Origin of the sequence: Dietzia sp. HMSC21D01, assembly GCF_001815995.1 — a bacterium.
GTDB lineage: Bacteria > Actinomycetota > Actinomycetes > Mycobacteriales > Mycobacteriaceae > Dietzia > Dietzia cinnamea.
The window spans coordinates 1-11,619 of sequence record NZ_KV824119.1 but is presented as its reverse complement, the minus strand read 5'-3'; the positions used below and the strand labels follow the sequence as shown (position 1 = coordinate 11,619).

The window sequence follows — 11,619 nt, the reverse complement described above, 5'->3', positions numbered from 1 at the left end:
GGGGCGGCGTCGAGGCCCGCCGCGAACAGCGGGGCCACGGCCAGCGCGGTCACGAGCCCGCGGAGGCGGGAGCCGTGGCGGTAGGTGCGGTCGGGGAGGGCGTCAGGGACGGCGTGGGTGCGGGCGGTGGTGCTCATGCGCGGGTCTCCTCTGGGTGGCGGGGGGTGTCGGAATGGGAACCGCCCGAGTCGGGGTCGGCGGTTCCGGTGCCGTCGGGGGTGCGATCGTCGCCGGCGGCACGCCGGTGCCCGCGGCGCGGATCACCCGGCCACCAGACCTTGTCCCCGACGAGGGTGAACAGGGCCGGGACGACCAGGGTGCGCACGATGAAGGTGTCGAGCAGCACGCCGAGGGCGACGATCACGCCGACCTGGGTGAGCACGATGAGCGGCAGGACGCCGAGCACCACGAACACCGAGGCGAGCACGATGCCGGCAGAAGTGATGACCCCGCCGGTGAGGGCGACGGCGCGGACCATCGCCTCGCGGGTGGCGTGGGTGCCGGCCTCCTCGCGGGCCCGGATGGTGAGGAAGATCGAGTAGTCCACGCCGAGGGCCACGAGGAACAGGAAGCTGTACAGCGGCACCGCGACGTCGAGGCCCGGGAAGCCCAGGATCTGGGTGGTGACGAACGTGCCGAGCCCGAGCGCGGCGACGGACGACAGCGCGGTCGCGGTGAGGACCAGCAGCGGCGCGACGAACGACCGCAGGACCAGGATGAGGACCAGGAACACCACGAGCAGGATGAGCGGCGCGATGAGGGTCAGGTCGCGAATGTTGCCCTCGGAGGTGTCGACGGCCTCGGCCACCGACCCGCCGACGAGTGCGTCCGAGCCCGACACCGTGTCGACCGCCTCGCGCAGGGCGACCACGCTGTCCTCGGACCGGTCGGTGGCGGGGGCGGCGTCGAGCACGACGGTGACGCGGCTCCACCCGGTTCCCGATTCCCCGGCGGGTCGGGCGGAGACGACGCCCTCGACGCCCCGGGCGGCCTCCGCGACCCCGGCCTCGGTCCCGGTGCGGGTGAGGACGGTGACCGGGTCGGTGACACCGGCCGGGAAGTGCTCGGCCGCGGTCTCCAGACCGGCGGCGGACTCGGACGCGGTGCGGAACTGCTCGGTCTGGCTCAGGCCGACGCGGGTGCCGACCAGGCCCAGCGCGAGGACCGCCAGCAGCAGAACGCAGGACACCAGCACCGTGACCGGGCGCTTCACGACGCGTGCGGCGATGCGGCCCCAGACCCCGGGGGGCACCTCCTCGTCGAAGCCCTCGGGCGTGGCGGGCTCCGAACCCGCCTCGTGGCGACCGTGGTGCCGGCCCGGGCGCGGGATGAACGGCCAGAACAGGCCGCGGCCGCACACCGCGAGGGCGGCGGGCAGCGCGACGAGCGCGTAGACCAGCGCGACGAGAAGGCCGACCGCCGCGGACAGGCCGAGCGAGCGGTAGTTGGGCAGGGTCGCCAGCAGCAGGGTGAGCAGGGCGAGGACGACCGTGATGTTGCTGGCGAGGACGGCCGGGACCGCGCCGCGGTAGGCGTCGCGGAGTGCGGTGCGGCGGTCCCGGGTCCTGCGCAGTTCCTCGCGGTAGCGGGAGACCAGCAGCAGGGCGTAATTGGTGCCCGCGCCGAAGACGAGGACGGAGACGATGCCGGAGGTCGAGGCGTCGACGGTGACGCCCGCGGCCTCGCCGACCGACGAGACGAGCAGAGCCGCGACCCGGTCGGCGACGCCGATGATGAGCAGCGGAACCAGCCACAGGACCGGCGAGCGGTAGGTGATGATGAGCAGCACCGCGACGACCAGAGCGGTGGCGGCCAGGAGCCGGAAGTCGGCGCCCTCGAACGCGGCGGCCGTGTCCGCGGCGAACGCGGGGCCGCCGGTGAGCTGCGCGCTCAGACCGTCGTCGAGCCCCGCGACGACGACGGAGCGCATCTCCGCGACGAGCTCACGCCCCTCGCCGCCGGAGATGAGCGACGCGTCGACGGGCACGAGCACCAGAGCGGCGGCCCCGTCGTCCGACGGGATCGGACCCTGCGGCGGGGTCCCCACGACCTCGGACATGCGCTCACCGGCGCCGACCGCGGCGGCGATGCCCTGCGGGCCGAGCTCCGCGCCGTCCTCGCGGGTCACCACGAGGACCGCGGGCACCGAGCCGGAGTCGGGGAACTCCCGCTGGATCTCGGAGACGAGCGCGGCCTCGGAGTCGTCGGGCAGGGTCCGCGGCGCCTCGGACGAGCTCTCCGACGAGGCGAACGCGAACACCGCCCCGCTCACCAGCAGAACCGCCACCAGCGTCACCCAGGCGGAGACCCGACCGGTGACGACGCCCACCCACCCTCCCGCCGACCCTGACATCTCCGCGGCAGAGCGCCCCGCTCGCATCGATTCCCCTGTCTTCACACGCCGTATTCGGAGAGGAACGCCTCGAGGATGGCGGTGACCTCGTCGGGGCGTTCCAGGGTGGGCGAATGCCCGGCCCCGGGTATCTCGCGGTACCGCGAGTCCGCGATCAGCTCGACCAGCCGGCGGGACTTCTCCGGCGGCGTGGCCGCGTCCTCGGCGCCCACCACGACCAGCGTGGGCGCGATGATCCGGATCGCCTCGTCCTCGCACGGGTCCCGATCGGCGACCGACTCGATCGCCTTGACGAGTCCGGCCCGGTCGGTGCGCTCGAGCATCGCCATCCACTCGTCGACCCAGGGCGCGTCGAGGTTGGCGTCGGCGAGCATGATCGGCGCTACCCGCGACCGGACGGGGCGGATGCCGGCGACGCGGTACACCGCCGACAGGGTCCGGTACTTGCGGCGGTTGGCCGGTTCCTCGGCGGTGGCGGCGGTGTCCATGAGGGTGAGGGTGTGCACGGTCTCGGGATTGCGGGCGGCCAACCGGATGCCCACGAAGCCGCCCATGGACAGCCCCACGAAGTTGACCACCGGGATCTGCAGGTGCCGCAGCAGCTCGGCGACGTCCACCGTGAGGGTGTCCATGTCATACCCGCCGAGGGCGCGCGGCGAGTTGCCCTGCCCGCGGAAGTCGATCGTCACGCAGCGGTAGCGGTCCCGCAGGCGGGCGATCTGGGGGTGGAACATCCAGCCGGAGAACAGCAGACCGTGGGCGAACAACACCACGGGGGCGTCCTCACGACCGGCGGGCGCGCCGGTGTCGGTGTAAGCGATCGTCGTGTGACCGCGTCGGAACGTGGGCATCGGGCGTCTCTCCTGAGGTCGTGTCCCGCTGCGCGCTCACCGGAGGGTGATCAGGCGACGCGGGTCATCCGGTCCGGCCGCCCGTTCGAGGTGCTGGTGCTCGTTGACCGCGATGCAGGTCATTCCGCCCCGACCCACCACGACACGGGCCGTGCCGGTGTTCACCGTCACACGCTGCAGTCGGGTCCACAACCCGACGACGCCCTCCGGGTCGGCCAGCAGGGTCGCCACGGCCAGTGAGATGGTTCCGGCCGACGACACGACGAGGGTCGTCCTTCCGCTGCCGGAGCGGGCGGCGGCGTCGGCGAGGGCGGCCTCGGCGTCGGCGCGGTACCGGGCGAACGCCTCGAGCCCCGACCAGTGACCCAACGCCGCGTCGAGCTCCCGCTGGAAGGCCTGCTTGGCCTCGTCGGAGGAGCCCGCCGAGTCGAGGGTCCCGTGCTCGGCGGACAGGCCGGCCACGCGCGCGGCCTCCAGGACGGCGTCGGCGTCGTACTCCGCCCACCGCTCGTCGACCTCGACGGGGCAGTCGACGGCGCCGTGTGCGCGCAGGCCCTCGAGCAGGCCCTCCGCGGTCTCGCGCTGGCGCCGCATGCCGCCGTGCACGACCACGTCGGGCCGCAGGCCGCGGGCGGCCATGTCCTCGCCGGCCAGGCGCGCCTGCAGGTGCCCGGTCTCGGACAGCCGGTCGTAGTCGCCGCTGCCGAACGACGCCTGCCCGTGGCGGACGAGGTGGATGGCGCCCATCAGCGCTCACCCCCCGCGCCGCGGACCAGACCGCCGATGACGGGGAGTCCGCCGAGGACGCCGGTGACCCTGCCGCGGGCGTCGTGGACGCCGCCGGCGAGAAGCGGCAGCGCCACCCGGGGCACGCCGAGCAACTCCGGGATCACATCCTTCGGTGAGATCCGCGTGGGTGACAGGCGTCCGTCGCCGGTGCGGATGAGGCGCAGGCAGCGCTGCTCGAGGAACGCCACCCCGGGGCGGAACGCGCGGAAGGCCGGGTTGGTGGTCTGCCCGTGGTAGTAGCGGTGGTTGATCTGCTGGGCGATCACCGCGAGCCGGAACAGGCCGAACACCTCGTAGAAGCGCCACTGCTCGTCGGTGATGTCCAGGCCGGCGCGGCGCGCGTAGCGCTCGACGACCTGCCGCCGGGTGAGCATCCCCGGCGCGTTCGTGGGCTGGCGACGGAAGGCCTTGAACAGCGGGCCGTCGTCATCCTGGACCCAGTACGCCAGCGCGCCGCCCAGGTCCATGAGCGGGTCGCCCACGGTGGCCATCTCCCAGTCCAGGACCCCGATCACCCGGGTGACGTCGTCGGGGTCCAGGACGAGATTGTCGAACCGGAAGTCGTTGTGGACGAGGCAGTGGCCGACGTCCTCGGGCTGGTTCGCGTGCAGCCACTTCATGACCGGCGCGAAGTCCGGGACGTCCGGGGTGCGGGCGCGGCGGTAGCGGGCGGACCAGCCCTCAACCTGGCGGCGCACGTATCCCTCGCCGCGGTCGAGGTCCTCCAGTCCGGCGGCGGCGACGTCCACCGCGTGCAGGTCCACCAGCGCGTCCACGGCCGACTCGCTCAGGCGCCGGGTCGTGACCCGGTCGAGGCGCAGGTCGCGGGGCAGGTTCTTGCGCAGGATGGTGCCCGCCATGCGTTCCATGACGTAGAAGTCCGAGCCGATGACCGAGTGGTCGTCGCAGAACCCGACCATGCGCGTGACCAGCGGGTAGACCGGCCGCAGCGCCGACTGGACGCGGTACTCGCGCCTCATGTCGTGCGCGCCCCGGGCCTTGGTCCCCGCCGGCGGTCGCCGCAGGACCAGGTCCGCGCCGGGGTAGCGCAGCAGGTAGGTGAGGTTCGACGCGCCACCGGTGTACTGGCGGACCTCCGGGAGGACCGGCTCGTCGTCGTCGCCCAGGTCCACGCCGGCGAGCACGTCCGGGTCGTCGGGGGTGATCGACCGCAACCACGCGGCGACGGCCTCCACGTCGAAGGCGTCCTCGGCGCGCACCGCGCCGGTGCCGGGGACGCGGCGGCGCAGGGCGGCGTCGTCGTCGGGCATACCGTCCCGCGGGCTCACCGGTCGGACCCGGCGTCGGCGGTGGTCCGGGCCGCGGCGGCGTCACGGTAGGGGGCGAGCATGGCGCGGGCGACGACGGCGAGGTGGACCTCGTCCGGGCCGTCGGCCAGTCGCAGCGACCGCGCGGTGGCGTACGCCCCGGCCAGCGGGAAGTCGTCGCTCATCCCGCCGCCGCCGTGCAGCTGCAGCGACATGTCGATGACCTCCTGCGCCATCTTCGGGACCGCGGCCTTGATCGCGCTGACCTCGACCGCCGCCTGCCCCTCGGCGTCGAGCTTCCAGGCGGCGTGCTGGACGAGCAGGCGGGCCTGGTCGATCGCGATGCGGGCCCCCGCCAGGCGCTCGCGGTTGCCGCCGAGGTTGACGATCGGCTTGCCGAACGCCACCCGCTCGGAGGCGCGGCGGCACGCCAGATCCAGCGCCATCTCGGCCAGCCCGATGAGCCGCATGCAGTGGTGGATGCGGCCCGGGCCCAGGCGGCCCTGCGCGATCTCCGCGGCCCGGCCGGGGCCGGCGATGATGTTCGACACCGGCAGCCGCACACCGGTGAGCGTCACCTCGCCGTGGCCGAGCGGCTCGTCGTGGACGCCCTGCGCGGTGAGCATCCGCTCCACCGTCACGCCGGGGGCGTCCATGGGCACGAGCACCATCGAGTGCCGCAGGTAGCGGTGCGCGTCCGGGTCGGACACGCCCATGAAGATGCCCACCTCGCAGTCGGGATGACCGACGCCCGTGGACCACCACTTGCGACCGTCGAGCACCACCTCGTCCCCCTCTATCCGCGCGGTGGCGGCCATGTTCGAGGCGTCGGAGGAGGCCACTGCGGGCTCGGTCATGAGGAACGCGCTGCGGATCTCCCCGGCCAGAAGCGGGTCCAGCCAGCGGTCCTTCTGCTCCTGCGAACCGTACTTGAGCAGGACCTCCATGTTCCCCGTGTCCGGGGCGTTGCAGTTGAACACCAGCGGGGCCAGGAACGAGCTGCCCATCTCCTCCGCGACCGGGGCGTAGTCCGTGTTGGTCAGGCCCGTGCCGCCGCGGGTGCCGTAGCGCTCCGCGTAGGGACGCTCGTGGCCGGCCGGCAGGAAGAGGTTCCACAGCCCCTGCTCGCGCGCGAGCGCCTGCAACTCCCCGACCCGGGGGTCCACCGCCCACGGGTCCCGCCCGGACAGACGGCGCCGGGCGATGTCGGCGTGGATGTCCGGTTCGACCGGGGCGATGTGGGCGTCGATGAACTCGCGGACCGCGGCGGTGAGCTCGGCGGCGCGCGGCGACGGGGAGAAGTCCATATGTGCATCGTGGCACACCGCTCCCACCCGGGCCCGGCGCTCGAGACCACCACGTCCCCGGCTCTGGCAGGATCGCGGACGTGACCGAGCATTCGCGGACGACCCTCGCCGACCGGGCGGACCCGGTTCGTGCCTGGTCGGCGCGACGAACCTACCGCGCGGCCGACTTCCGCCCCGGCGACCTCGTCGCGGCCAAGGCGGGCCGCCGCATCTCGGTCGTGCTGCCCGCCCGCGACGAGCAGTCGACCGTCGGCGCGATCGTCGCCGCCCTGCATTCCGAGCTCGTGCGGGGCGTGCCGTTGATCGACGAGCTCGTCGTCGTCGACTCCCACTCCACCGACGCCACCGCACAGGTGGCGCGCGCCGCCGGCGCCCGCGTCGTGGCCCAGGGTGAGATCCTCCCCGCCCTGGGCGACGTGCCCGGCAAGGGCGAGGCGCTGTGGAAATCGCTCGCCGCCACCGACGGTGACATCGTCGCGTTCCTCGACTCCGACCTGCGCGACTTCGACCCCGCGTTCGCGACCGGACTGCTGGGGCCGCTGCTCACCGAACCCGGCGTCGTGTTCAGCAAGGGCGCCTACGACCGGCCCCTCGACGACGGCCGCACCGTCCTGCCCGCCGGCGGCGGCCGCGTCACCGAACTCGTCGCCCGGCCCCTCATCGCCACCCACTGGCCCGCCCTCGGCGGCTTCGTCCAGCCGCTCGCCGGCGAGTACGCCGGGACGCGCGAGGCGCTCGAGTCCATCCCCTTCGCCGGCGCGTACGGCGTCGACCTCGGCATTCTCGTGGACCTCTATGAGGCGTACGGCCTCGACGCACTCGCCCAGGTGGACCTGGGGCGACGGGTGCACCGCAACTCCCCCGACTCCACGCTGGCCGTGATGGCCATGCACCAACACCTGGCGATGCTGACCCGACTGCGGCGCCACGGGCGCGTCACCGGGGCCGGCGCCCCCGGCGACACCCTCACCCTGCACCGGCGCGACCCCGACGACGGCGGCTTCCGCGCCGAGACCGTCCGGGTCGACCCCGGTGAGCGGCCGCCGATGCGCGACGTGCGCGGGTCGTAGTCGCCCTCCCTCCTGTCCGCCCCACCCGACCTCTCCCGTACTCGACCTCTCCCACACTCGACCGAAAGGACCACCGCCCGTGGACGCCTCCGCATGGAACGCCCGTTACCTCGCGCAGCCCGATGCCTGGGGGACCACCCCGGCCGCCCGGATCGTCGCGGAGGTCACGGCCGCGGAGGACGCCGGCCTCGGAGTGGGCACCGCCGTCGACCTCGCGTGCGGTGACGGGCGGCACGCGCGCTGGCTCGCCGCGCACGGCTGGCGGGTGCAGGCCGTGGACTTCTCCGAGGTCGCGATCGAGCAGGCCCGGGCGAAGGACTCCGACGAGGGGCGCAGCGGCAGCGTCGACTGGGTGGTCGGCGACGCGCGGACCTGGTCACCCGCGGAGCCGGTCGACCTCGTCGTGGTGGGCTTCCTCCACCTCGACCTGCCGGAACTCGACGCCGTGCTCCGCGACGCCGGCACCTGGCTGCGGCCCGGCGGGCACCTCGTCTACCTGGGCCACGCCGCCGAGAACCTCCGCCGCGGTGTCGGCGGGCCCCAGGACCCGACTCTCCTGCCCGGAGTCGCCGACCTCGCCCGCGGTGCCGAGGGCCTCGAGGTGATCTCCCTGCGACACGACCTGCGGCCGGCCGGCAAGGCCACCGCGATCGACGTCCTGCTGCACGCGCGGCGCTGGGCCGACTGACGGCGCGCGCGAGTTCGGCGTCCGCGGGGGTCGTTCGCGGCGGGGCCGTCCACGAGGGCCGTCCGCGGGGCCGTTCGCGCTGACAGCGGCGGTGAGCGGCGGTTTGTGACTGCCCCTGCGAACGCCACCTATCTGATCACGCGACACCTATCGGACCCCTTAGGCGGCGTGAAATCGGATAGGTGGCGCGACGTGAAAGGGCGGGCACTCCCGAACCCACGGCCGGAGCGCTGGTGTCGGGCTCGGTGTTCGCGGGGCTCGCGATCCGCACCTCGGGCCACGATCGGCCCCTCGAATTGCGATCGGCCCCTCGAATTACGATCCGCCCGCGGAGTTCCTAGCGCGGAGCGCACTCCGGAGGGCGAATCGTGAATCGGAGGGCGGATCGACGCAGCGGTGCGTACCCGGCAGCGGAACTACGCCCGCTGCGGCTCCGCCAGCGACTCCGTCCTCCCGACGGCCGTGGCCGCCGCCGCTCGCTCCGCCAGGTCGACGCGCCACCACACCACGAACCCCCAGATGACGAACGCCGCGTACACGAGGTACAACGCCGCCGACGGGTAGTAGCCGGCCTTGAGCAGCAGCGGAACGCCCACGACGTCGACCGCGATCCACAACAGCCAGAACTCCGTCCAGCCGCGGGCCATGCCGTAGGTCGCGAGGATCGAGCCGGTGAAGATCCACGCGTCCGCCCACGGGCCCCACGAGCCGAGCTGCGCGAAGATCCAGCCGAACAGCAGCGTGCCGACGAGCATCCCCACCACGAGCCCGGCCCTCTGACGGCCCGTCGCCCAGTGCGGTCGTACCGCGGGCGCGTCAGCGACGGGCCCACCGTGGGCGGCCGCCGCGGCAGCAGCGGTCGCGTTGGCCCGCCGCGTCCGCGACCACTGCCACCAGCCGTACACGCCCACCGCGAGGAACATCACCTGCCGGCCGGCCTGGCCGTAGAGGTCGACGTCCTGCGGGGTGTGGAAGACGCCGCCGAGGAAGACGGTGAGCAGGGTGAGGTTGCCGACGATCCCCACCGGCCACGCCCACACCACGCGGCGCATGCCACCGATCGCGGCGGCCAGGCCGAAGACGTTGCCGATGATCTCGCGCCACAGGATCGGGACTCCGCCGATCACCAGTTGCGCGTCGAGGAAGGAGACGAGGAGGCTCATCGTGTGCCCCTTTCACGGGCTCTACACTCCACGGCCCAGGGCTTGTGCCACGACGCCCGCCCGGCCACGACCGTCGCCGGCCGGGTCCGCATCGGGTGACGCGAGGTTCTCTTCCATCCGGACTATGACCGTCGGCCCCGGGATCACACCGGGTCTGCTGACCCCCGCGCGTGCGGGGCGCTCGCGGGCTCGCCGCCGACCATGGGGTCGACGACATCACCGCCGGTGGGGAGTTTCACCCCGCCCTGAGAACGTGTTCCTGTTGTACCCCTGAACGCGGCCGCGCCGCAACCCGCGTCGGGGCCGCGCCGCGCCCCGCCCCGGGATGCACCGCAAGCCGCGGGGTCGTAGGCCGGCGTCGACCGGCTCCAGTCAGCGTCAGCCGAGGGCGAGCTGTCCGCCGGACTCGCTGACCGGCACGACGTCGAGTGGACGCGGCGCGGGGGCGAGCGTGTTGCGGCCGTCGGTGGCGTCGTACTCGGCGCCGTGGAGCGGACAGCGCAGCGTCATGCCCTCGATCACCTGCACGACACCGCCCTGGTGGGTGCAGCGCGCCGAGTAGGCGACGAACTCGCCCTCGGTGGGCTGGGCCACGATGACCGTCGAGTCGCCGGCCTTGAACTGCTTGGCCGTGCCGACGGGGATCTCGGCGGCCGGGATGGTGGTCGCGGGCACCGTGGTGGTCTGCTGCACGGTCGACGGCGGCTGGGCCGGCTCGGTCATCCCGCACGCGGAGGCGATGCCCGGCAGCAGGATGATCCCGGGCAGGGCCGCCAGCACGGCCCGGCGCTGCGTGCACGGGCCGACCGTGGTGGAGCGGGCACCGCTGGCACGGGCGGGGGAGGTACCGATCGGAGCGGGGGCGGCGGAGAAGGGCTCGGACATGCCGCCCATCGTATCGGCCCGGCCCGCGGCCACCGGCGCCGTCAACACACCTAGGCTTCCCCCATGACGGTCCGCAGACTCGCGCCCCACGCCACGACGATCTTCACCGAGGTCTCGCGCCTGGCAACGCAGTTCGACGCGATCAACCTGGGCCAGGGCTTCCCGGACACGGACGGGCCGGAGTCGATGATCGAGGCGGCGGTGCGGGCGCTTCGCGACGGCCACAACCAGTACCCTCCCGGGTCGGGGATCCCCGAGCTGCGTCACGCGATCGTCGCCGACGAGACGGCGCGCACCGGCCTGGTGCACGATCCGGACACCGAGACGTTGGTGACGGTCGGCGCGACGGAGGCCATCGCCGCCGCGGTGGTGGGCCTGGTGGAGTACGACGACGAGGTGGTCGTCATCGAGCCGTATTACGACTCCTACGTGGCCGCGGTGGCGATGGCCGGGGCCACTCGTCGCGCCGCGCGGTTGATCCGCTCGGGCGGCCATATCCGACTCGATGTGGCCTCGCTGCGGGACGCGTTCTCGCCGCGGACGCGGGCCGTGCTGGTCAACACGCCGCACAATCCCACGGGCGCCGTGCTGCCGCGTGAGGACCTCGAGGAGATCGCGGCCCTGTGCCGCGAGTTCGACGCGATCGCGATCTCCGACGAGGTGTACTCCCACCTCACCTACGACGGGGTCGAACACGTCTCGATCGCCACGCTGCCCGGGATGGCGGAGCGGACGCTGCGGATCTCCAGCGCGGGGAAGCTGCTCAACTGCACGGGCTGGAAGATCGGGTGGCTCACCGGGCCGGCGCATCTCGTCGAGGGGGCGCGCACCGCGCGTCAGTACATGAGCTTCACCGTCGCCTCGCCGCTACAGCCGGCGGTCGCGCACGCGCTGCGCCACGAGCAGGAATGGATCGCGACGCTCCGGAAGGACATGCAGGACCGGCGGGACGAGCTGGCGGGGATCCTCACGGGAGTCGGGTTCGACCTCGTCGTCGCGCAGGGCACCTACTTCCTGACCGCCGACCCGGGCCCGCTCGGGGTGACCGACGCGGCGGCGTGGTGCCTCGAGCTGCCCGAGAAGGTCGGGGTGGCGGCGGTGCCGTTCGCGCCGTTCACCGACGCGTTCACCGACGACTGGTCGCACCTGGTGCGGTTCGCGTTCTGCAAGCGACCCGAGGTGCTCGCGGAGGCCGGGCGGCGGTTGCGGGCCCTGGCGCGCTGACGCCGCCCGGCGCAGCACCCG

10 protein-coding genes and 1 riboswitch are annotated in these 11,619 nt (G+C 73.5%); of the genes, 3 read left to right on the top strand and 7 right to left on the bottom strand.

Annotated elements, in window-relative coordinates; genetic code table 11:
• Window positions 1-133 precede the first annotated feature (133 nt).
• The 5 genes from HMPREF3086_RS16185 to HMPREF3086_RS16165 are packed head-to-tail and all read right to left on the bottom strand — an operon-like array spanning window position 134 to window position 6,568.
• Window positions 134-2,353, bottom strand: coding sequence for an MMPL family transporter (locus HMPREF3086_RS16185; protein WP_083324489.1), 2,220 nt, complete (start codon window positions 2,351-2,353; stop codon window positions 134-136).
• Window positions 2,354-2,394: 41 nt separating this feature from the next.
• On the bottom strand, window positions 2,395-3,204 hold the full coding sequence (locus tag HMPREF3086_RS16180) for an alpha/beta fold hydrolase (RefSeq protein ID WP_070722930.1): 810 nt from the start codon (window positions 3,202-3,204) through the stop codon (window positions 2,395-2,397).
• Window positions 3,205-3,240: 36 nt separating this feature from the next.
• Complete coding sequence (locus tag HMPREF3086_RS16175; RefSeq protein ID WP_061228536.1) at window positions 3,241-3,951, bottom strand: histidine phosphatase family protein; 711 nt, start codon at window positions 3,949-3,951, stop codon at window positions 3,241-3,243.
• The gene (locus HMPREF3086_RS16170) at window positions 3,951-5,282 is read right to left on the bottom strand and encodes a phosphotransferase family protein (protein ID WP_371412139.1); all 1,332 of its coding nucleotides are present in this window, start codon (window positions 5,280-5,282) and stop codon (window positions 3,951-3,953) included. The genes HMPREF3086_RS16175 and HMPREF3086_RS16170 overlap by 1 nt, the downstream gene beginning before the upstream one ends.
• Window positions 5,279-6,568 carry an acyl-CoA dehydrogenase family protein gene (locus HMPREF3086_RS16165; RefSeq protein ID WP_061228538.1) on the bottom strand — a complete coding sequence of 430 codons (1,290 nt, stop codon included), beginning with the start codon at window positions 6,566-6,568 and terminating at the stop codon, window positions 5,279-5,281. Before HMPREF3086_RS16165 ends, HMPREF3086_RS16170 begins: the two co-directional genes overlap by 4 nt.
• A gap of 80 nt (window positions 6,569-6,648) precedes the next feature.
• Between HMPREF3086_RS16165 and HMPREF3086_RS16160 the strand changes: the two genes are divergently transcribed.
• Together HMPREF3086_RS16160 and HMPREF3086_RS16155 are read left to right on the top strand one after the other, a co-directional pair.
• Complete coding sequence (locus tag HMPREF3086_RS16160) at window positions 6,649-7,638, top strand: glucosyl-3-phosphoglycerate synthase (RefSeq protein WP_070722928.1); 990 nt, start codon at window positions 6,649-6,651, stop codon at window positions 7,636-7,638.
• A 79-nt stretch (window positions 7,639-7,717) separates the two neighbouring features.
• Window positions 7,718-8,326, top strand: a complete 609-nt coding sequence (locus tag HMPREF3086_RS16155) for a class I SAM-dependent methyltransferase (protein ID WP_061228540.1) — start codon at window positions 7,718-7,720, stop codon at window positions 8,324-8,326.
• A gap of 416 nt (window positions 8,327-8,742) precedes the next feature.
• Here the strand turns inward: HMPREF3086_RS16155 and HMPREF3086_RS16150 are convergent, their stop codons facing one another.
• Together HMPREF3086_RS16150 and HMPREF3086_RS16145 are read right to left on the bottom strand one after the other, a co-directional pair.
• Complete coding sequence (locus tag HMPREF3086_RS16150; RefSeq protein ID WP_061228541.1) at window positions 8,743-9,489, bottom strand: nicotinamide mononucleotide transporter family protein; 747 nt, start codon at window positions 9,487-9,489, stop codon at window positions 8,743-8,745.
• A gap of 101 nt (window positions 9,490-9,590) precedes the next feature.
• Window positions 9,591-9,746, bottom strand: a riboswitch (FMN riboswitch).
• A gap of 121 nt (window positions 9,747-9,867) precedes the next feature.
• Window positions 9,868-10,374 (bottom strand): Rieske (2Fe-2S) protein, encoded by a 507-nt coding sequence (locus tag HMPREF3086_RS16145; RefSeq protein ID WP_246831025.1) that lies wholly within the window; start codon window positions 10,372-10,374, stop codon window positions 9,868-9,870.
• Window positions 10,375-10,437: 63 nt separating this feature from the next.
• Here HMPREF3086_RS16145 and HMPREF3086_RS16140 point away from each other — a divergent pair, with 63 nt between their 5' ends.
• Window positions 10,438-11,598, top strand: a complete 1,161-nt coding sequence (locus tag HMPREF3086_RS16140) for a pyridoxal phosphate-dependent aminotransferase (RefSeq protein WP_070722926.1) — start codon at window positions 10,438-10,440, stop codon at window positions 11,596-11,598.
• Window positions 11,599-11,619 lie beyond the last annotated feature (21 nt).